The 22,058-nt window shown below is 35.6% G+C and carries 22 protein-coding genes, 1 other RNA gene and 1 pseudogene; 11 read left to right on the forward strand and 13 right to left on the reverse strand.

Annotation, left to right across the window (positions count from 1 at the left end; translation table 11 throughout):
- Positions 1-224: 224 nt before the first annotated feature.
- Complete coding sequence (locus tag F886_RS13320; RefSeq protein WP_005306227.1) at positions 225-2,321, forward strand: sensor domain-containing protein; 2,097 nt, start codon at positions 225-227, stop codon at positions 2,319-2,321.
- A gap of 140 nt (positions 2,322-2,461) precedes the next feature.
- The gene (locus tag F886_RS13325) at positions 2,462-2,905 is read left to right on the forward strand and encodes a universal stress protein (RefSeq protein ID WP_005046644.1); all 444 of its coding nucleotides are present in this window, start codon (positions 2,462-2,464) and stop codon (positions 2,903-2,905) included.
- 56 nt (positions 2,906-2,961) lie between these two features.
- Here F886_RS13325 and F886_RS13330 read toward each other — a convergent pair whose 3' ends face one another.
- A complete protein-coding gene (locus F886_RS13330) occupies positions 2,962-4,401 on the reverse strand; it encodes a glucose/sorbosone family PQQ-dependent dehydrogenase (RefSeq protein WP_005306230.1) in 1,440 nt (479 codons plus the stop codon).
- Between the two features lie 393 nt (positions 4,402-4,794).
- Between F886_RS13330 and F886_RS13335 the strand changes: the two genes are divergently transcribed.
- Both F886_RS13335 and F886_RS13340 read left to right on the forward strand, forming a co-directional pair.
- Positions 4,795-5,427, forward strand: coding sequence for an SOS response-associated peptidase family protein (locus F886_RS13335; RefSeq protein WP_005306233.1), 633 nt, complete (start codon positions 4,795-4,797; stop codon positions 5,425-5,427).
- A 224-nt stretch (positions 5,428-5,651) separates the two neighbouring features.
- Positions 5,652-7,106: a SulP family inorganic anion transporter gene (locus F886_RS13340; protein ID WP_005306236.1), complete on the forward strand. Its 1,455-nt coding sequence runs from the start codon at positions 5,652-5,654 to the stop codon at positions 7,104-7,106.
- 45 nt (positions 7,107-7,151) lie between these two features.
- Here the strand turns inward: F886_RS13340 and F886_RS13345 are convergent, their stop codons facing one another.
- From F886_RS13345 to kynU, 6 genes and pseudogenes are all read right to left on the reverse strand, one after another.
- Positions 7,152-8,330, reverse strand: a complete 1,179-nt coding sequence (locus F886_RS13345) for a S8 family peptidase (RefSeq protein WP_005306239.1) — start codon at positions 8,328-8,330, stop codon at positions 7,152-7,154.
- Between the two features lie 238 nt (positions 8,331-8,568).
- Entirely contained in the window at positions 8,569-8,682 is a 114-nt protein-coding gene (locus F886_RS20565) for a hypothetical protein (protein WP_228129972.1), read from the reverse strand.
- Positions 8,683-8,875: 193 nt separating this feature from the next.
- Positions 8,876-9,160 (reverse strand): annotated as a pseudogene (locus F886_RS13350) (DUF6527 family protein).
- Between the two features lie 558 nt (positions 9,161-9,718).
- Positions 9,719-10,465, reverse strand: a complete 747-nt coding sequence (locus tag F886_RS13355) for an alpha/beta hydrolase (RefSeq protein WP_005306244.1) — start codon at positions 10,463-10,465, stop codon at positions 9,719-9,721.
- Between the two features lie 7 nt (positions 10,466-10,472).
- Positions 10,473-11,879, reverse strand: a complete 1,407-nt coding sequence (locus F886_RS13360; protein ID WP_005306247.1) for an amino acid permease — start codon at positions 11,877-11,879, stop codon at positions 10,473-10,475.
- Positions 11,880-11,919: 40 nt separating this feature from the next.
- A complete protein-coding gene (kynU, locus tag F886_RS13365; protein ID WP_005306250.1) occupies positions 11,920-13,170 on the reverse strand; it encodes a kynureninase in 1,251 nt (416 codons plus the stop codon).
- A 147-nt stretch (positions 13,171-13,317) separates the two neighbouring features.
- Here kynU and gigD point away from each other — a divergent pair, with 147 nt between their 5' ends.
- Positions 13,318-13,767 (forward strand): Lrp/AsnC family transcriptional regulator GigD, encoded by a 450-nt coding sequence (gene gigD / locus F886_RS13370; RefSeq protein WP_004791887.1) that lies wholly within the window; start codon positions 13,318-13,320, stop codon positions 13,765-13,767.
- Positions 13,768-13,796: 29 nt separating this feature from the next.
- Positions 13,797-14,336 carry a GNAT family N-acetyltransferase gene (locus F886_RS13375; RefSeq protein ID WP_005306253.1) on the forward strand — a complete coding sequence of 180 codons (540 nt, stop codon included), beginning with the start codon at positions 13,797-13,799 and terminating at the stop codon, positions 14,334-14,336.
- Here the strand turns inward: F886_RS13375 and F886_RS13380 are convergent.
- A complete protein-coding gene (locus tag F886_RS13380) occupies positions 14,318-14,611 on the reverse strand; it encodes a hypothetical protein (protein ID WP_005306255.1) in 294 nt (97 codons plus the stop codon). The two genes, F886_RS13375 and F886_RS13380, sit on opposite strands and share 19 nt — an antisense overlap.
- 403 nt (positions 14,612-15,014) lie before the next feature.
- On the opposite strand from F886_RS13380, the gene F886_RS13385 reads away from it, so the two are divergent.
- The 4 genes from F886_RS13385 (at position 15,015) to F886_RS13400 (ending at position 17,847) form a co-directional block, all read left to right on the forward strand.
- The gene (locus tag F886_RS13385; protein ID WP_005306257.1) at positions 15,015-15,701 is read left to right on the forward strand and encodes an HAD-IA family hydrolase; all 687 of its coding nucleotides are present in this window, start codon (positions 15,015-15,017) and stop codon (positions 15,699-15,701) included.
- Entirely contained in the window at positions 15,685-16,113 is a 429-nt protein-coding gene (locus tag F886_RS13390) for an RNA-binding S4 domain-containing protein (RefSeq protein ID WP_005306259.1), read from the forward strand. Before F886_RS13385 ends, F886_RS13390 begins: the two co-directional genes overlap by 17 nt.
- 145 nt (positions 16,114-16,258) lie before the next feature.
- Positions 16,259-17,305, forward strand: a complete 1,047-nt coding sequence (recA, locus tag F886_RS13395; RefSeq protein WP_004791877.1) for a recombinase RecA — start codon at positions 16,259-16,261, stop codon at positions 17,303-17,305.
- A 59-nt stretch (positions 17,306-17,364) separates the two neighbouring features.
- Positions 17,365-17,847: a regulatory protein RecX gene (locus F886_RS13400; RefSeq protein WP_005306262.1), complete on the forward strand. Its 483-nt coding sequence runs from the start codon at positions 17,365-17,367 to the stop codon at positions 17,845-17,847.
- 14 nt (positions 17,848-17,861) lie between these two features.
- Here F886_RS13400 and ffs read toward each other — a convergent pair.
- An RNA gene (ffs, locus tag F886_RS19940) (signal recognition particle sRNA small type) lies at positions 17,862-17,958 on the reverse strand.
- A gap of 317 nt (positions 17,959-18,275) precedes the next feature.
- On the opposite strand from ffs, the gene F886_RS13410 reads away from it, so the two are divergent.
- Positions 18,276-19,139, forward strand: coding sequence for a YbgF trimerization domain-containing protein (locus F886_RS13410; protein WP_005306264.1), 864 nt, complete (start codon positions 18,276-18,278; stop codon positions 19,137-19,139).
- A gap of 56 nt (positions 19,140-19,195) precedes the next feature.
- Here F886_RS13410 and lpxA read toward each other — a convergent pair whose 3' ends face one another.
- Genes lpxA through F886_RS13430 form a run of 4 tightly spaced genes read right to left on the reverse strand, consistent with a single transcriptional unit; the run spans position 19,196 to position 22,048 of the window.
- Entirely contained in the window at positions 19,196-19,984 is a 789-nt protein-coding gene (gene lpxA, locus F886_RS13415; protein ID WP_003652175.1) for an acyl-ACP--UDP-N-acetylglucosamine O-acyltransferase, read from the reverse strand.
- Positions 19,981-20,466 (reverse strand): 3-hydroxyacyl-ACP dehydratase FabZ, encoded by a 486-nt coding sequence (fabZ, locus tag F886_RS13420; RefSeq protein WP_003652176.1) that lies wholly within the window; start codon positions 20,464-20,466, stop codon positions 19,981-19,983. Before fabZ ends, lpxA begins: the two co-directional genes overlap by 4 nt.
- 6 nt (positions 20,467-20,472) lie before the next feature.
- A complete protein-coding gene (lpxD, locus tag F886_RS13425; protein ID WP_005306268.1) occupies positions 20,473-21,543 on the reverse strand; it encodes a UDP-3-O-(3-hydroxymyristoyl)glucosamine N-acyltransferase in 1,071 nt (356 codons plus the stop codon).
- A gap of 4 nt (positions 21,544-21,547) precedes the next feature.
- Positions 21,548-22,048, reverse strand: a complete 501-nt coding sequence (locus F886_RS13430) for an OmpH/Skp family outer membrane protein (protein ID WP_004643108.1) — start codon at positions 22,046-22,048, stop codon at positions 21,548-21,550.
- Between the last annotated feature and the right edge of the window lie 10 nt (positions 22,049-22,058).

Genomic DNA, 22,058 nt, shown 5'->3' on the forward strand with positions numbered 1-22,058 from the left:
TTACAAAAATAAGCATAAATCTTTTTTTAACTTAAGACAGATAAAAATCAATAAATAACAAAAACATAAATTAAATATTAAGTATATAATTTATTTAAGATCTCAAATTTAGTTCAAAAAAAAGACAGTTAGAATTTATTTATTACTGTTTTGATTACTACAGAAAGATTACAATAATGAGTAATAATTAGATTACCCGCCCATACAATCTTTCTAGGCATGTTATGACTTCAATGTCGAACAACACCCAAAAGCATTTTATTGTTGAGCAGATTCCACTACCGACTTGGGTCAGTGATGAAAATGGCTTGATATTATATTGCAATGTAGAGTGTACAGAATATTGGCAGGATACTTTTTCTCCATTACCTCAGCAATGGTTAGATTTTATATCTCCTGTCGATTTAGACGAAGTCAAAAATAGATGGCTCGAGGCAATTCGCCTGCAAAAAAGAATAGAATTAAAATGTCGACTTTTACAAAGAGACAATCAATATAGATGGTGCAAACTTTCCATTCAAGCATCCAAATATCGCGGCTCTTCTTTAGCCAGCGAATGGTATGTCAGCTTTTTAGATATTGATCACGATATTCAAGAGCAACAAAACCTGCAAAAGAATATTGAAATACAAAATCAAATGTTAGACATTAGTGTAGATTGCATTAAAGTATTAAATGTAGACGGCACCGTTTCTCATATGAATAAATCAGGATGCCTCGCTCTAGGTGTTCCTGTCGATGAAACAAAATTTGGGATGAAATGGCTTGAGCTATTGCCACCTCATATTCGTAAACGTGGACGTGTCGCTTTAAAAAAAGCCCTTCAAGGCAAAGTTGCCAGATTCGCTGGAATGAGTTGTTTACCAGATCAGGACCCCGAATATTGGGATAATATGTTGACCCCGATTCATCGGGAAAATGGTGAAATCATACAAATACTGTGTGTATCACGTAACGTCACTCAACAGCATCTGGCAGAAAACCAACTTAGAAATATGAGTGAAAGAGATGAACTGACTGGATTATGTAATCGGCGTTCATTTAAATTTCAGCTTAAACGGACTCTTGCATATTCAAAAGATAGCCAAACAAGTGTAGGTTTACTATTAATTGACCTTGATCATTTTAAGCATATTAATGACACATTAGGGCATAGCGCAGGCGACCATCTTTTAAAAGTTTTATCCAAACGTTTTAGTCATTGTGTTGATGATGAAAGATGCTTTGTCGCAAGACTGGGTGGAGATGAATTTGCGGTTATTATTAATAACCTTAAATCTGAAAGTGATGTGCGTGACTTAGCCGCAATCTTACTTCAGCAGCTGAATCAACCTATTACCTATTTAGGCAATGTTCTAAATGGTGGTATGAGTATTGGTTGTGCGATTTATCCTCAAGATGCCATCGACCAATCAGGTTTACTCAGTTGTGCAGATATGGCATTGCATGATTTAAAAGCACGTGGTCGTGGTGGTATTCGCATGTATGACCCATGCATGATGCAAATGACCGAAACAGTCGCTTCTCAGCTTAATTTAGCACGTCAGCTTATTCGTCATCATACTATTCAGCCCTACTATCAACCTAAAGTAGATTTAAAAACTCATCGTGTTGTAGGTTTTGAAGCGTTATTACGATGGCATACAACTTCCGCTCAAAGAGGCTATCCTTCTCAAATTGCAGAAGCTTTTAAAGATTATAATTTAGCGAGTAAAATCGGTGAAACGATGCAACATCAAGTTTTACGCGACATCGCAAAATGGATAGATCTTGGTATTAAACCCCTTCCTGTTTCACTCAATGCTGCTCCAGTTGAGTTTTTAAGAGACAACTATGCTGAACGGCTTTTGAAAAAGATCAATCAATTTCAAATTCCAACACATTATATTGAAGTAGAAGTCACTGAACATATGCTGGGCGATCGAGGTTCAGAGTATGTGATCCGTGCACTTAATAAATTGAAGCAACATGGCGTACATATTGCTCTAGATGACTTTGGTACAGGTTTTTCATCACTTACCCATATCCGTGACTATCCAATTGACAGTTTAAAAGTAGACTGTAGTTTTATACAAAAGATGCAACATGACCCATCAATTTATGCGATTGTTCAAGCAATTGGACTACTCGCTCCAAATTTATCACTGGGGCTCATTGCAGAAGGAATTGAAACCCCTGAACAAGAAGAACTACTTCGACAATTTGGATATAGTATAGGCCAAGGATTTTTGTTTGAATCTGCTATAGATGCTAATCAAGTCATTTCAATACTTAAACAGAATCAACCTTACTTAGAAAGTCATTATCACGCTTTAAGATAAAATTTTTAATAAAATCTCTTACTTTTCTCCATACTAAAAATAAACAATAATCTTTCAAAAATTGTTCATAATATAAGCATAAAGATAATAAATCGGTGTTTTGGCACCATACATTGTCACAGGACAATAAGGAGCAATATATGAGTTATCACCATATCTTGGTTCCAGTCGATGGTTCTCCTACTTCACTTATTGCTGTCAATCATGCAGCAGCACTTGCTAAGGCCTTTGGTAGTAAAGTGACTCTAGTATATGCGCTTACTATAGATCCTTTTATTTCTGTAGAATTCATTGATAGTACAGAATTAGCACAGGATTACTTTAATAAAGCTAGAGCATCTATTCAGGGTATTTTAGACCAAGCGAAAGAACAATTTAGCCAACATGGAATTTCTGTTGAAACAAAAATTGTTGAGGGTCAAACAATTCATACAGAAATTATTAAAGCCGCTACTGAACTCAAAGCAGACCTATTAGTGATTGGTTCTCATGGTCGAAAAGGGTTTAAAAAGTTCTTCTTAGGAAGTGTGACTCAAGCTCTTTTAGGAGAAATTCATTTACCGGTATTAGTCGTAACTGAATAATTTTTCTTAAGTTAAAAAAACCGATCTTATGTAGATCGGTTTTTTAATGGCCTGTGTTACTGAGCTTTATATGTAAATTTAATCAGAGACCCGGGGTTTTCTAATGTGTTCGTTACAGAGCCATCATCTTTTTGGACATTTCCGGCTGTATCAGTCAACACGTACAAAACATTTCCATCTGGACTTGCAATCACGTCACGATAACGGTTGTTGCTTTTAAACATTGGTACCGCATCATCATAAGTCGCACTATACGTTGGATCTAACTTAATACGGAAAATAACACCGCGTTTTAAAGATGGAACCAACAACGTATTTTCCCAACCAGCAATTGCTTTTTTGCCACCCTTATAGACATAAGCAGATGACGGCGCGACTGTTGGCCAGCAAATGTAGGTCATGTCCCCACACGTTGGGTCATTATAGTTATAAGTATCCTGCACGGTATATAAAGTTTTTAACGGCGGTACAAAGTTTTTACCAGTCCATTCAGATTCTTTCGTTACAGGTACACCTGCCGCTACTTTTACTCCGTTTTGCCCTAAATCTTTAATTTGTGACTTATTGGTTGCTGCCGAATAATTTGCATAGGCATAGCCACTATCATCTTTGTAACCCGCTACATTTGGCCAACCATAGTTACCCCCTTTAACTATGAGGTTAATTTCATCGTCAGAGTTTGGACCTTGTTCAGATTGCAACAATTTACCATTTGGAGTAAATGCTAAACCCTGTGGGTTACGGTGTCCGAGCGTATAAATATGGCTAACCACCCCGTTAAAACTTGGATTATCTTTTGGAATACTTCCATCAAGATTTAAGCGTAGTACTTTACCCATATAGGTATGATAGTCTTTGCCATTCAACTCTTGTCGAGTCGGCGTATGCTGTGCCTGATTTGGCAAGAATAAATAAGCAAGCTGGTTACGCCCTTGGTCACCAATCGTATAGTAAATCTTTTGGTCTGGACCAATAACAAGACGACCTGATTGATGGTCTTTCGATGAAGGTAATCCTGCTAATAAATCGACTGGCTTTTCAAGCGTATCAGTTGACTTGTTATAGGTATATCGACGAATAATCGTTTGGTTCGGTAGTTCTTTATCTGTAGATTTCGGATTTTTAAATGTACCTGAAATATAGATATAAGGATTATTTTTAAAATCAGGATGGAAAGCAAAGCCTAACAAACCATTTTGTCCATCAGCATCATTCACAATCTCAAGCACCTGAAAAACTGTTTTTACACTGCCCGACTCTGGATTCACTCTTAAAATCTTACCTGTTGCGCGCTCTGTTAACCAAATTTGATTATCAGGTCCCCACAACAAAGCATGTGGCTTATTTAAATTAGATAGAATAACTTTCTTGTCAAAGTTTTCTGATTTCGCTTTAGCAAATTGAGATGGAGTTAGAGGAACATCAGCAAATGCCGAGAGTGTAACTAGCTGAGCAGCGCCTAATAAAGCAATTTTAGCCAATAAATGTTTATTCATGTGTCCACCTTATAAATTGTCAAAATTTTCCGAGAATTTTTAAACCTCTAATAAAGGGTTTGTACGAGTTCTCTATATGATTTGTATTATGATGAATAACGAATCTATTAAAATCTAAATTTCTGAAAGGCTCTGTTGCATAAAAGTAGCTATTAAAATTGAATAAACTCTCTTTAAGATGAGCAACTTAACTATACGATTTATCTATTCTATTCATTTTATATCTAAAACTTTTTTGAAATGGCCATGAGTTAAATAAATATTTATTAATGAAGTAATTGATAGTTAAAAATTAATACTCAAAGAGACAATTCTAATTATAAAAATATACATCATTAAAGACTAAAAGTTAGAAGCTGTAATTAAGACCTATTTTTACAACGAAGGTGTCTTATGTGTGCAAACTTTAAACCTATTAAGAAAACACATGCCAATCAATTAGACTTATTTGAACCCACTTTTGAATATAAGATGGATATTTACCCAAGTGATGATTGCCCACTCATTTTATCGAATGAAAATGAGCTTGAGTGGAGAAAAGCTAAATTTGGAATGCTTCCCCCTTATGCCAAAGAAATTGCTTTCAAATATGCAACTTATAATGCCAGAACAGAGACAGTACAACAAAAGCGCTCTTTTAAACATGCTTGGTTAAATGACCAATTTGCGCTTATTCCTGTTGAAGCCATTTATGAACCTAAATATATCAATGGAAAAGCACATTGGTATGGTATTTTCCGGCAAGATGGGCAACCTTTTACACTAGCTGCGATCTTTGAGGAAACACTTATTGATGAACAGAAAGTGAGGTCAATGTCGCTATTAACAATCAATGCTGATCATCACCCTTTTATGAAACAATTTCATAAACCGGATGATGAAAAACGCTCAGTTATTGTAATACCAGACGATCTTAGAAATGATTGGTTCAACTGCACTCATTCTGAAGCAAAAGATTTTTTCTTAGATATGCCTGCGAATGAATTTACCTCAATGCCGAAAGCTGAAATGAAGAATTATGATTAAATTGGTTTAGTCGACTTAGGTTAGTCAGCCTTAAAAACTTATGCTATTCTTCGGGCACTTTTAGATGCCTCAAACTATCTATACCTATGACACTTACGCCACCTTAAGTTTATTTACCCTTTCCATTGTAAATAACTCATCACTGTTTAGTGATGTGGTGTAGTCGCTTGTGTTGGTATATCACATCACTAGCCTTTCAAAATTTAGAACTTAGGCTATTTCTCATGTTATCGAATTTCCGAGAACAATGGTTCTCTAATATCCGCGCAGATATTCTTTCCGGTCTTGTTGTGGGTCTTGCTTTAATTCCAGAAGCAATTGCATTTTCAATTATTGCAGGCGTAGATCCTAAAGTCGGTTTATATGCATCCTTTTGTATTGCCGTTATTATTTCTTTCGTAGGTGGTCGTCCCGCTATGATTTCGGCGGCTACAGGTGCAATGGCTTTGGTTATGACAACGCTCGTAAAGGACCATGGGCTTCAATACTTATTTGCAGCAACTATTTTAACCGGTGTCATACAAATTTTAGCTGGATATTTCAAACTCGCCAAACTCATGCGTTTTGTTTCTAAATCGGTGGTTATTGGATTCGTTAATGCCCTCGCCATACTCATCTTTATGGCTCAATTACCAGAATTGGTAAATGTGACATGGTATGTCTACTTATTAGTAGCAATCGGCTTAGGAATTATTTATCTATTCCCCTATATTCCAAAAATTGGAAAGTTCTTTCCCTCACCTCTTATTTGTATTGTAGTGGTCACATTACTCGCTATTTTTTTAGGTTTTGACGTTCGAACAGTGGGTGATATGGGATCATTACCAGATACTTTACCTATATTTCTAATTCCGAATATTCCTTTAAATTTAGAAACCCTCCTTATTATTCTTCCATATTCTTTAGCCCTTGCCGCGGTTGGCTTACTTGAATCAATGATGACTGCAACAATCGTTGATGAAATGACAGATACATCTAGTGATAAATTTCAAGAATGTAAAGGTCAAGGTATCGCAAATATTGCTTCAGGTTTTATGGGTGGCATGGCTGGTTGTGCCATGATTGGTCAATCAATGATTAATGTAAAATCGGGTGGTCGCACACGTTTATCCACATTCTGCGCAGGCATATTCTTACTTATTTTAGTGGTATTTTTAAGTGATTGGTTAAAAGTGATTCCTATGGCTGCTCTGGTTGCAGTCATGATTATGGTATCGATCAGTACTTTTGAGTGGAACTCTCTCACTCAATTTAAAAATAATCCTAAAAGTAGTAATGTCGTTATGATCGCTACCGTTATTGTAGTGGTTGCTACCCATAACTTAGCGCTAGGTGTGTTAACGGGTGTATTACTTTCAGCACTTTTCTTAGTAAATAAACTTGAAAATGATATTCGTATAGAACCTTCATTCGAGAATCAAGCTCGTCTATATGAATTAAGAGGTCAAATATTTTTCAGTTCATCTGAAAAATTTATGCAACGTTTCAACTTTAAAGAAGAAATTAAAGAAGTCATTATTGATCTTACCCACTCTCATATTTGGGATGTGACTTCAGTTGCTATGCTAGATTCAGTAGTAAATAAATTTCAAAAGAACGGTATTCAGGTAACGGTTCGCGGTTTAAATGAAGCCAGTTCAATCATGATTGATAAATATGGTACTCATGCAAAAATCTAAAAAAGGTCCTTCAGGACCTTTTCCAATTTCAAGACATACTTCTTATTAAGGTGATTTATATAACAATCGATTTGGGCTACCAGAAGGATTTTTTACCACATTACTACTTGCTTGATTTAACAGATTAGTTGAGATTGTCTGAGGTGTTGCTGTAGGGGTACTTTGCAACATTTCAGCTACAACACCAACAACATGTGGAGTAGCCATTGACGTTCCATTTAAAACTTTAGTTGCGATATTACTCCCAATCCATGAAGAATTGATCTGGCTTCCCGGCGCAAAAATATCAACGCAGCTTCCATAATTAGAATAACTCGCTCGTGTATCAGTATCATCTGTAGCAGCGACAGTAATTGCTTTACTCACTCTTGCTGGAGAAGAACTACATGCATCTGTATTAGAATTTCCTGCAGCGACAACCATCACATAACCGTTATTAAATAAATTTTCTACTGCGCTATCTAAGGATGTGTTCGCATCTCCGCCTAAAGACATATTCACCACGGCTGGCTTTTTACCATTTTTTAATATCCAATCTAACCCAGCAATCACGTTACTCGAAGCACCAGACCCATCACATCCTAAAATTCGTATTGGTACTAAACTTACGTTCTTAGCAACACCATACGTACTGCCACCAACTGTTCCTGCTACATGAGTACCATGTCCATTACAATCCGTTGTACCATTTCCATCAGAGATCGCGGTATAGCCACTTAATACTCGTCCAGAGAACTGTTGATGTGTAGATAATATTCCCGTATCAACAATATAAGCTGTTGTGCCTGAGCCTGTTTGTAAATATGAATAAGCTGAATTTAAAGGTAAGGTTTTCTGATCAATACGATCTAAGCCCCAATCTGGATTGCTTTGTGTAGTTGCATCAATTTTCATGACTGTATCATTTTCTACTGAAAGAACTTTGGGATTTTTTTTCATAGCTTCAACAAAAGCACTACCCGCAACATCGGGTAAATAAATTGCAAATCCTTTAAGTACAGTATCATAAGTCTGTAATATCTTTCCCCCATGTTGTTTAGCAATACTTTGTGCAAAATCATTAGAAGGACCAACATCCTTATTGAGAATAACAATATATTGGTTTTTAATAATTCCTTTAGCTTCCAAAAAAGTTGGTACAGAATTTGTTGTAGCAGGTGCTGCATGGACTAGATTGACGGCGGCCATTGATAAGAAAGCAGCCGATATTTGGCAAAATTTCATAAAAAATCTCCATATTTTTTACTTCAGACATCGTTGTTATGATCAGTACAGTCTTTATATTTAGAGGTTAAATTTTTTTAGAAAGGAATTTTTATTATATTCTCCATGTATTATAACCAAGTTATATTTTCATAAAACTTGGGTCTATACAATACTCTTATCTTTTTCTATTAAAAGTGAGAACCAATTCAAATAAATTAAAAAGTCGAAGATTATTTTATTCTATTGATAATTTAGATTAGCTGGGATGTATAATGTAAAAAAATATAATCATTAAAAACAATATAAATGTAGAAATAGTGAGGTATGTTCCAATGGTATTAAAACTTCTTAAAAATTTCCAGATATCCATAAATAAAATATAAAACGTTGAGTTATATAAATTTTTGCAAATTTCAATCCTAGCTTCAACCAAAATAAATTTACAATTTCTTTAACTATACATATTCAGTATTAAATATGTAAAGATATATTACTAAAGTCTCTATTACTTACCGATTCTATAAATTTTTAAATGATCTTAAATATATAGACAAATACTAAAATTAATAAAACCGATAATTTTTTAATTTTAGTTCTGGCAACTCAACCGTACATCCTGCTAAATGATGTCTACAGTTAACACTATATTAAATAAACCCACCTTTAATAAAGTAATTACAATGCCCACACATAATTATGAGCGGATCAAAAGTTGGTTTTTCCAAATTATTATTAAAAGTCCATTGGTTACCATTAGAAAAAGGATAATGTACAGGAATATAGTGAAGATACCCGCAACCTGGACACATATGTTTATACATACCACCTTCAAAATATTGTACTTTCATAAAGGCTCCTTTATAAATAAAAAAACCAACTCATGAGAACCGACTAAATCAATTACTTTCAAATGCTATATATATTATTTAATTATTCTTATAACTTTTATTTTCTTATAATTTATCAAGCCTATATGACAAATTCATGAATGATAAGTCAGCTTATATTTTAATTAATCTACTTATTAAATGATAATTCGAGTTAAATCATGAAAAAATCCTAATTTATTTCTTATTTATCACAGGTCTATCTTATTCATTCATATTAATCTTTGGATAGATATTATAGCTATATCACCCTTTATCTTATTGTTTTTAAAAGTCAAATAAAAAAGTCCGCATCTTGGGAAGCTACGGACTTAAAAACTCAACTAAACAACAGCTAAACAATTTATTGTCTAGTGAGAAAGCACTATCTTTTTAATCTAATTAAGTTCCACTGTTAGGTCAACAACAATAAATAATTTCTATAAAAAAACAGGTTAAGATGTGATTCACCTCACACTTTATCTTTCTATAAAATTAATTACTCATACAATCACATTGCATATATTGTAATTCGACTGCTTAAACTAATATCGACTTAAAATAGTGTTCTAAAATAGAGTAATGATTAATTTTAGGAATAAGCTTAAAAGAAACAAAATCCTGATCTTGCTCTTTTTTAATATCAAAATAATTTTGGCTTTGCCATTTCAACTCTTCGAGCTCAAGTTCACCACAGAAAATTGAACACGGAATAGTGACTCGATCACTGTGATGAATAGGACTATATTTTAAGATATCTTCGCTTGAAAGATTGAGAGCATAGTTTAAATGAGTACTTTGTATAGGCCTTAAGTCATAAATTCCACTTAACAACACCATCTCAGATATGAGTGGATGGCCTAATGACAAAGCAGCCAGATGCGCCCCTGCTGAATGCCCCACCAGAACCATCTCATCGGTTCTCCAGTCTTGCTCTCGAATAAAATCGAGAGCTTGATTAACTTGAGAAACAATATCTGAAATTTTGCTTTGTGGTGCCAAATCATATTCTAAAAGAACACACTGGGCTCCTTTTGCTAGAACATACGGTACGATGAATCCAAAATCTGATTTATCACACCATTGCCAATAACCACCGTGAATAAAAATAACAGTTTTTTTGGCTTGCTCTAATGGGAATAAATCTAAGGTTGACCTTGGGTGCGTCCCATATTGAATATCTGCAATATGAATAAACTCTTGGTAGCTCTGTAAACTTGTTCGTTGAAATTCTGCCAATATCTCATGTTCATTGGCCACAGTTCTAGCATTGTCATAGAGTCTCATAGGTCTCTCACTTCAACGATTCTTCATGAGCATTTAAAGCAAGCTTGGCTGACGAGCGTTTTAAATAGTAAAAAACCGTAAGCACAACAACCAATGGCACCCCAAATTGTACAGTTGACTTAAATTCATTGGTAAACCATGTGGTGACTGTGATACTTAAAATTGCGATTAACCCCAATAGTGAAATTAACTGGCTCGCTGGAACCTTAAACTTTAATTGCTGGCCTTTTCGTGCCATGTGCCTTCTGAAACACATATGAGTAACAAAAATACTGCCCCATGTGAACAGTGCACCAAACATAGATAAAGCAATCATGATCGGGAATGCCGAGCTCGGATTAATGGTATAAACAATACTCGCGATCCCAATACCCACTGCTGACAATAGCAATGCGTTAATTGGTACGCCATTATGGCTAATGCGACCAAATAATTTCGGTGCATCACCTGCGCGTGACAAGCTAAATAGCATACGTGTTGAGATATACAACATACTATTCATGGCGGATAGGGCTGCGACAATTACAATAAAATTTAAAATACTGTCCGCATATGGAATACCTACAATTTTCATTACCATCACAAAAGGACTGGTCGCATCGGCTCCAATTAAAGTTGTCCAAGGAACAAGTGCCACAATGAGAAATAAAGACAGTAAATAAAATAGGATTAAGCGAATTGCAGTACTTTTAAAAGCTTTCTTAACGGCTCTTTCCGGATCTTTAGCCTCACCAGCCGCAACAGCGATCATTTCTATACTTAAATAACTAAATATTGAAATGATTACTCCGATCCAGACCCCACTAAAACCATGAGGAAAAAAGCCACCATGCTCGGTTAAATTAGAGAGAACCTGTTCTGTTCCTCCATGACTTTGAGTCAAAATACCAATTGCTAAAAGAATAAATACAATAATTGCAAAGACTTTTATTGTCGAAAACCAATATTCAACCAATCCAAAAGCTTTAACACTATATGCATTAACCACAAGCAAAGTTAGCGAGAAAAACGCAATCCAGACCCAAGAACCTACATGGGGAAACCATAATTTCATATAGTCAGCTACTGCTGTAATTTCTGTACCGACCGCTAATACAATACATGCCCAATAACAATAACGGACTAAAAACCCAGCAAGAGGACTTACATAATGCTCAGCATATGCTCCAAATGAGCCTGACGTAGGATGCTGAACTGTCATCTCAGCCAAACAAGCCATAATAGCAAATGCGATTAAGCCACCAATGGCATAGCTCACGATGACAGCGGGACCAGCAAAGCTAATTGCAAACTTGCTTCCCATGAACAGCCCTGTACCAATCGCTCCACCAATTGCAATCATTCCCATCTGTTTTGCGGATAATTTCTTATGCAAACCCGCTTCTCGATTTTGTATTTCATCAAAACTGCTCATAGGCCCTCCTAGCCATTATTCTGATATTAACCTTTAACGATCAGGTCACTTCGCTACGAATCAGATAACGCTCATTTTTCCATTCACTATTCAACATAATCTGCTTAAGTTGCTGTACGGCATTCCAAATATCTTCAAATCCCAGATATAAAGGTGTAATTCCAAAACGTAAAACTTCCGGCTCTCGATAATCCCCAATCACACCACGAGCAATAAGCGCCTGAATAATTTCATAACCAAACTCATGTCTATAACTGACATGACTGCCACGATATTTATGGTTTAAAGGTGTAATCAGCTCAAAACCAAACTGAGGACATTCTTGTTGAACAAGTTGAATAAACAAATCAGTTAATTTGAGGGATTTCTCGCGTATTTGTTGCATATCAGCTTGTAAGAAAATATCGATACCACATTCGATTAGACTCATCGAAATGATAGGTTGTGTTCCACACAAATAACGACGAATACTGTTAGCTGGTTCATAGTGCTGAGCCATATCAAATGGTTTTTTGTGCCCCCACCAGCCTGATAAAGGTTGCCAGAACTGATCACGATGCTTTCGATTTACCCATAACAATGCTGGAGAACCTGGGCCGCCATTTAAATATTTATAAGTACAACCAATCGCAAAATCACTGTTGCTCTGATTAAGATCCATAGGCACTGCACCAACCGAGTGACATAAATCCCAAATAATCAAAGCATCCTTAGCGTGAATTTGTTGATTAATAGATTCCATATCATAGAAATATCCAGTCCGATAATTCACATGAGAAAGAACAACGACAGCCACATCTTTTGCCAAAACACGAGGCAAATCATCGGCCCCATCAATCAACTCAACTTGATAACCTTGATTAATCAAGTCTATAAAGCCTTCAATAATATAAATATCGGTTGGGAAGGCATCTTTTTCTGCAACAATAATTTTACGTTCCGGAAATTTTTCGGCTTGAATTTTTACCGCTGCTGATAAAACTTTAAATAAATTTAAGGTCGTTGAATCTGAAATAACCACTTCCCCTTTTTCGGCACCAATAAGCTGCGCGACTTTATCTCCGAGCCTAGTCGGTAGCCCCCACCAATCTGCTTTATTCCAACTATTAATGAGGTCCTCGCCCCACTCTTTTGAAATAATATGCTGAGCAACCTCTAATGATTTCTTTGGTCTTGCACCTAAAGAATTACCATCTAAATAAATGACATTTTTTGGCAGTGCAAATTCATCTTTAAACTTTTTGAGTTCATCTTCCTGATCCCAATAGAGGCATTGTTCGCGAGTAATCATTTGTTATTTCACCTATTTTTAACATTTCCTTTGTATTTGAATTTTATCACGCCAATTCTTTCGATTTATTCGATAATATTTGATTAAAATTTGCTATTTTCGTATAAAATTCGAATTAAAATTAAAAAATATGGATGAAATTCGAAAATGAATGTGGATGCAATCGACCTAAAAATTCTGAAGTATTTACAAGATAATGCTCGGTTAAGTAACCAAGAACTGGCCGATCTCGTTAACCTTTCGGCTTCAGCTTGTCATCGGCGTGTTAAAATTTTAGAAAGCAATGGTGTAATTGAAAAATATCAAGCAAAAGTTAATTATGAAAAACTAGGCATAAAAATTGAGGCAATCGTCGAAATAAAACTTGCCCAGCTAACAGAAAATGATCACAACTTCTTTTTAAGTCAGATCAAAAATTTTGATGAAGTCATTAATGCATATATTATTACTGGTGAATCTAATTATGTTTTACACGTTGCGACCAAAGATTTGAGTTCTTTTTCTCATTTCGTCATTAACACCTTAAATAAAATAAAAGGTGTAGTGAGCATCAATTCCAAGATCATTTTACAGAAGATTGTGCAAAAACCACTTTGACCCCTCATTTTTAATTAAAGAGTCACCTCATGATCGAAACAAAGCGTTTAATTTTAAGACAGTGGAAAGAAAGTGATTTTGAGCCATTTATAACAATGGGCTTAGATCAAGATGTTATGCAATTTTTCCCAAATCTATTAACACCCCAAGAAAGCCATAATTTAATCCAAAAAATTTCATCTCTCATCCAAGAAAAAGGTTGGGGCTTTTGGGCAGTAGAATTAAAAGAAAACCATCAATTTATCGGGTTTATTGGTCTACACAGCCAACCTGAACAATTTGACTTTTCTCCATGTGTGGAAATTGGGTGGCGACTTGCAAAAGAATTTTGGAAACAAGGTTATGCAACAGAAGGTGCAAAAGCAGTTTTAGATTATGGTTTTAATATACTGAATTTAGATAAAATCGTTTCATTTACCGCTACGATTAATACACCCTCTCAAGCTGTCATGAAAAAACTTGGAATGCAAAAAGTTAAAAACTTCGAACATCCTAAAGTTCCTCTTCATCACGAATTAAGAGAACATGTGCTATATGAAATCACAAATGTTTACTCATCAAAATCATAGCCGACAGAGGTTGAACATTCCCAATATTCATTAAGTTTATCTGCTATTTCTTCTTTTCCCATAGTGGTAAGCACATAAAAAAGTTTAGCCTCTTTATTCTTTCTTAGAATTAATAAATTGTAATAATCATACTCAGGCCCATTCAGCCCCAAGGTAAGTTGTGACTCACAATGTTTTTCTGCTTTGTAGTGCCACTCAAGTTTATAAGTATCAAGGCCATCGGCAGCATTGATTACGATACCGTCATTGGTTCCACCAATAAATCCAATTTTCATTGCTTTCTCTAAGTTCTTATAGGAATAATTTTAAATATAACTTTAAATAAGTATCCTTCAATTTATAAAATGTTTGTCAATACGTATCCTATGTAAGCAAACTTAATCTTAAGAGCTAAAAACCCAAAATAAATTTTAAATATTTTTTAATTTAAGGGAGGAATCTTCCAGTAAAACTGTTTCATTATTATTTTTAGTTTTACAAAATTTCACGTTATAATTTCAAACCATTTATCTCCCCTATCCACCCAATGAAGCCATGTAAATTTTAGAAAATTATTGGATGGAGCTTTAAATTAGTTTGAGTATTTATAAGTTTATTTAATTTATGATTTTTAAAAGGTTATATGGTAGATGTGTTTTAAAAATTTTGATTTAAATGATTTTGGAGATCTTTAAAAAAATGTCTAAAATCATAATGTTTGACATGGACGGAACACTCTTAGATCTCGCTTTTGATGATTTTATATGGAATGAATGTCTTCCTGAACGGCATGCAAAAACACATCAACTTCCCCTCTCCGAGAGCAAAGAAAAGCTATATCAATTTTATCAATCACATCGCCATACGCTTGTTTGGTATTCATCAACCTATTGGACTAAAACTGTAGGCGTTGATGTACTCAAATTACAACAAGAATTTCAATCTAAGATTCAAGCTCGTTCTGGCTGCATTGAGCTTTTGCAACAACTTAAAGAGCAAGGATACATATGTTGGTTAGTTACAAATGCTGATCGCGCGAGCTTACGCTTAAAACTCGATAATATTGCGATTGAACATTTCTTCGATGTCATCATATCAAGTGAACAAGTAGGTTATGCTAAAGAAGATATTAATTTTTGGCAAGAACTCCAAAGATTACATCCATTCAATCCAGATAAAACGATTTTTATTGATGATACAGCCCCCGTATTAAAGACAGCAGAAAAATTTGGTATTCAACACTTGTTTACGATCTCGCAGCCCTCAAGTCTAAAGGATATAAAACAGCATCAAGATTTAGAATTTAAAGCACTAGATCGGCTTACAGAGTTGCTGTCTATATTGAATGAAATTGATAGAAAGGATAATGATGTCAAAATTGCCTGAAAACGATGCTGTAGAGACCATGCGTGTCGACAAATGGTTATGGGTTGCTCGTTTTTTTAAAACTCGTTCAATTGCTAAAGGAGCGATTGAAGGAGGTAAAGTACATCACAATAATGAGCGTGTAAAAGTTTCCAAAGAAATCCGAGTTGGAATGGAACTTGTTATTCAGCAAGGGTTTGATAAGAAAACTGTTGTGATAAAAGCTCTTTCGAACACACGTGGTCCAGCTCCAATCGCACAGCAACTTTATGAAGAAACCGAAGTAAGTATTGCTAGACGGGAGTTGATTGCATCCCAACGAAAATTGCATAATCTAGCTCGACCTGACCATAGACCGGGTAAAAAGGATCGTCGTCAAATTATTCGGTTTAAACAGGAGAATGATCAAAATTGGTCATACGGTGATGAATAAAAACGTCGAGTTGTGTCGCACACACACATACAACACATAGAAGCTATAGAAAAAATCTGTCACTATTACCCTAGTGAAACAAGTTGAGATTCAATGCATCCACTTGGGTTAAACGTGATGAACATAGAGTATTGAGGTTTTTGAGATGGATGAGAATAAAAGCAAAGCATTACAAGCCGCGCTAAGTCAAATTGAGAAACAATTTGGCAAAAATACGGTGATGCGTCTCGGTGACAACACTGTTCAAGCTGTTGAAGCTGTATCTACAGGCTCTTTGACTTTAGATATTGCATTGGGGATTGGCGGTTTACCAAAAGGTCGTATTGTAGAGATTTATGGTCCAGAATCTTCTGGTAAAACCACAATGACTCTACAAGCAATTGCACAATGTCAAAAAACTGGTGGTACGTGTGCCTTTATCGATGCAGAGCACGCATTAGATCCACAATATGCGCGTAAGCTTGGTGTAGACATTGATAACCTGCTTGTATCGCAACCTGATAACGGTGAACAAGCACTCGAAATTGCAGATATGCTCGTTCGTTCTGGTGCAATTGACTTAATCGTTGTCGACTCAGTCGCTGCACTTACTCCTAAAGCAGAAATTGAAGGTGAGATGGGTGACTCTCATATGGGCTTGCAAGCTCGTCTAATGAGTCAGGCACTTCGTAAAATTACGGGTAATGCTAAACGTTCAAACTGTATGGTTATCTTCATTAACCAGATCCGTATGAAGATTGGAGTAATGTTTGGTAGTCCAGAAACCACAACTGGTGGTAACGCATTGAAGTTCTACGCTTCTGTACGTTTAGATATCCGCCGTATTGGCCAAGTAAAAGAAGGCGATGAAATCGTCGGCTCTGAAACTCGAGTTAAAGTGGTTAAAAACAAAATGGCTCCTCCTTTCAGAGAGGCTATTTTCCAAATCCTATATGGTAAAGGCACAAACCAGCTAGGCGAACTTGTAGATTTAGCTGTACAACAAGATATCGTACAAAAAGCAGGCGCTTGGTATTCATATCAAGGTAATAAAATTGGTCAAGGTAAGAACAATGTTATTCGCCACTTTGAAGAAAACCCTCAAATGGCTGGGGAAATTGAACGTAACATCCGTGAACAGTTATTAACAACTGGTACTAATACTGCTCAAGTTGAAGATGAAGAAGAAGTTGATCTTCTACTAGAATCTTAATTAGTCATGAGCCTTAAAACGCCCTTCGGGGCGTTTTTTTACAAGGGAACCCTAATACTATGTTCAAAAGAACTGAAGAACAGTCTCAACAAAGAGCTTTGCTTACAGGTCAACGTTTACGCTCTTATGCTTTTGCTTTATTGACTCGTCGAGATTACTCCAAAGCAGAGCTTACTGAAAAATTAACTCGTTATGCACAAAATCCTGAAGAAGTTAAGCGACTTGTTGAAGAATTATCTGAACAAAACTATCAAAGTGATCAACGCGTTGCCGAATTAACATTAGCTAGCCAAATTCGTAAAGGCAAAGGTCCAAAACGTATTAAACAAGCTTTAAAAACAAAACAAATTGAAAATGATTTAATTGCTGATGAAATTCATAATATTGATTGGGTAGAACAGGCTTATCAACTGAAAGTGAAGAAATTTGGTGAAGAAGTAGAAAAAGATCCTAAACTTAAAGCAAAACAGATGAGGTTCTTACAATATAGAGGATTTGATTTAGATGTAATTATGAAGGCAATCCAACGGAGAGTGGATTAAAAGAATGGTGGCAGCCCCACTAGCAAAACTTCGGCACATCATAGATCTGCTACCGTTGCTACCTTCCGGTCCTGGCGGGGTTCACAGAGTACAATTGCGAAGCCACCAGCGGGGCTACCATTGCAAAACAGAGTATAGAGATTTTTAAAATAGTTGCAAGTCTTCTTCACAGTTTTAAGCAAGTTTATGTTTCGATTGATTAATTCATCAGCAAAAAGCATTAACTTTCTGCTCTTCACTCTCCCATATTCTTTCTTGTATCTAATTTTGGATAAAATATGCTTGAAGATTGTAAACTATTCTTGCATTTATATTGTTAGCTGTTTTAATTGCATTGACCAATTAAAATCTTAGTTAGATAGTTAAGTGAATAGTTTATATATTCCTTTTTTAAGTTGGCTTTTACATAAAATTATGGACCTATACTCATGCGATTGATGAAGCATTCTTTCTTATTTATTGCCTTAATGAGCACTACCTCTCTCTATGCCAACATTCCAATTGAGTCTCGCGGTTTAAGCCAAAGTGGTGGTAGCGCAACTAATACTTCTTCTAATAATGTCTCGGTACCTAGTAATTTAAACTGGGAATTAATGCAAAAAAATCAACAATTAGAAAATGATATACGTACCCTACGTGGGCAATTAGAAGAACAATCAAATGATATTGAACAATTGAAAAAAGATCTATCTAATCGCTACACAGACCTAGATCAACGCCTAGAACTCCTTAATCAGAAAGTTGATCCTGAAAGTGCACAATCAGATAATCCAACGAACAGTGATACTCCTGCTACGGCAAGCACAGAAACTCCTGCAGTTGAAAACAAAGTAGTCAATACTGCCCCAACAAGCAGCCCATCCACTACTCCTCCACCTCAACCGGAAGCCTCGCAACCATCTTCACAAAACCAATCAAACCCTATAGAGCTTGAAAAGGCAGCTTACACTGTTGCTTTAGATGCCTATAAACAAGGTGGCGCAAAAAAAGCTATTGCTCCAATGCAGAACTTTATCAAAAATCATCCTAATAGCGTCTATACAGGGAATGCATATTTTTGGTTAGCTGAGTTTAATTTAGCAACTGATCCGGTGAATTATAATGAAGCTAAAAAGAACTATAATGTAGTAGCAACTCGATATCCAAATTCGAGCAAAGCTCCTCGCGCCCTTTATCAGCTCTATAGCATTGCTAAAGATGTCGATAAAAATACAGCTTCAGCAAACCAATATAAAACTAAAATTTTAAGTCAGTATCCAAAATCTGAAGAAGCCAAATTTTTTAATAAATAATAATTTTAAGAAAAAAAAAGACACTGCCAATGCAGTGTCTTTTTTAATATATTTTCTTAACGCACAATACCACGTTCTGACTGTTCAACAGAGTCAATTAGTAATTGAGCTTCAGGAACATTCGGAAGAATGTCATTTTTAATCTGCTCAACAGCTTGAACAGAAGTAAGACCTGATTTAAAAATTAATTTATAAGCCTCTCTGAGACCTTGAATTGTATTCTTGGACCAACCTTTTCTACGCATTCCTTCGATATTAATACCGAATGCATGAGCCGGGTTACCAGAAGCCATAACGTAAGCTGGCACATCTTTTAAAATTAGTGATGCTCCACCCACCATACTGTAAGAATCAATTTTACAGAATTGATGAATACCAGAATTACCACCAATAATGATGTGATCACCTATGTGTACGTGCCCAGCAACACCAACGTTATTCGCGAAGATATTGTGATCACCAACAATACAATCATGTGCAATATGTGTATTAACCATCAATAGGTTATGACTTCCTATTTTAGTTAAAGCATTATCTTGCACAGTTCCTCTATGTAAACTGCAATGTTCACGAATTAAATTATGATCACCAATCTCTAACCAAGTTTCTTCACCTTGATATTTCAAATCTTGGCAAACCTCACCAACACTTGCGAACTGGAAAATCTCATTATTTTGACCAATTTTGGTAAAACCACCCACTACTACATGAGAATGAAGTTTAGTACCCGCACCAATCGTCACATTTGGACCGATAACGCAATAAGGTCCTATCTGGACATCTGGAGCAATCACTGCAGATGGATCAATAATGGCCGTAGAATGAATTAAATCGTGATTGCTCATGCCTGCTCTGTTTTTTGGTGTGAAATCATAATTTCAGCGGTTGTTGCTACAATACCATCCACGGTAGCCGTACAATTATATTTGTAGATACCGCGTTTTTGCATTACTAATTCAGATTTTAATACAAGTTGGTCACCAGCAACTACTTGTTTTTTAAATCTAACTCTTTCCGCACCAGCAAAAAGGAATAAAGAACCAGGTTTTGGAGTTTCATTGTTCATAATAAACCCTAGAACACCTGAAACTTGAGCTAATGCTTCTACAATTAGAACACCAGGCATAATTGGATATTCTGGAAAATGTCCCTGTAAGAACTCTTCATTGATAGAAACGTTTTTATAACCAACAATACTATTGTCAGTAACTTCAGTCACACGATCAACCAATAAGAAAGGATAACGATGCGGCAAATATTGACGAATCGTTTGAATCTGCATTGGTAATTCAGGGATGGCAAATTTAGGTGTAGTTGACTCGGTCATAATATTCTATTTACGCAAATTAAAGGTTGATTCAAGAGACTCTATTTGAGCTTGTATATGATCAAGTCGTTTAGTGATTTGGGTCAATGGCACATCTGCTAATTGTCGCAAGCGTACAATTGTCTTTTTCCAATGGCTATTTTCAAATAATCCAATTCCTGAAGAGTAAGTACCAGGTTCAGAAATATTTTTTGTGACCATTGACATTCCGGTCAAAGTCACGTTATCGGTAATAGAAAGATGGCCTGATACACCGCAAGCCCCAGCTAGAATACAGTTTTTGCCAATTTTAACACTACCAGCAATTCCGCATTTAGCAGCGATAGCTGTATTTGAACCAATATGAACGTTATGCGCGATTTGCACAAGGTTATCAATAATTACCCCATCTTCCAAAATGGTGTTGTCGAGTGCACCTCGATCAATACTACAATTTGAACCAATGCGAACATCATTACCAATAACAACTGAACCCAATTGAGCAATACGATGCCACTTTCCTTGATATGGCGCAAAGCCGAAACCTTCACTACCAATTACAGTGCTTGCATGAACTCGCACACGATCAAATAATTTAGATCCACCAGTAATAGTGACATGAGCATCAATAAAACAATCTTTTCCAACTTCCACATTATCATCCAGTCGAGTATGAGACTGAATAATTGTGTTATCGCCAACTACACAATTTTCGCCAATAATGACGTAATGACCAATATATGCTGTTTCAGAAATGATCGCAGAAGGATGAATTTGAGCAGTACTTTCTATACCTACCGATGTGACTTTTTTATCGAAAACATGCGTAAGTATGGCAAATGCTAAATATGGATTATCAACAATAATAAAATTTTGTTTGTCAGGAAGCTGTTCTTTAATAAGATTCGTAACAATGTACGCACCCGCACGGCTAGCCTTTGCTTGATCAATATACTTTTCGCCGTTCACGAAAGCAATTTGATGAGTTTCAGCATTTTCTAAACTTGCTAAGTTTATAAATTGAAGACTACCCGTACCTACTAGCTCACCATTTACTAGGTGAGCTAGTTCATCTAAACGATAATGTTGCACTTTCATTAATTTATTTCATTGAATTAACCTTTTGTATCATTTTATCAGTTAAATCATATTTAGCGTCATAGGCAACAGTTGAATTTTTATTCAAAATAAAGTCAAGATTATTTTCTTTTCGTAATTGTTCAGCTGCTTGCTTCACACGAGTCTCAAAAGTTGAGTTCATTCCTTGCAAACTAGTTTGAACTTTTGACTGCAAACCTTGTTGAGTAGAATTAAATTCATTGAGTTTTGTCTGATATTGCGCTTGGAGCTTTTTAATGTCATCTTCTTTCATTTTTTGCCCTTGAGTTTGGGCTTGACGTTGAAGACCTTCTAATTCTTTACCTAACTGCTCAAGACGAGTTGTGGTTGGCTTAACTGATTGATTTAAACTTGCGTTTTGTTGTTTCAAATAAGCACTGCTTTCAACAACTTTAGCAAGATCAATGACACCATAACCGGCAGCATTAGTCATGGCAGAAACTGTCAAACCTAGTCCTAACATTAATATATTTAATTTTTTCATTTAAATTTGT

This window comes from Acinetobacter sp. NIPH 542 (assembly GCF_000369825.1).
Lineage (GTDB): Bacteria > Pseudomonadota > Gammaproteobacteria > Pseudomonadales > Moraxellaceae > Acinetobacter > Acinetobacter oleivorans.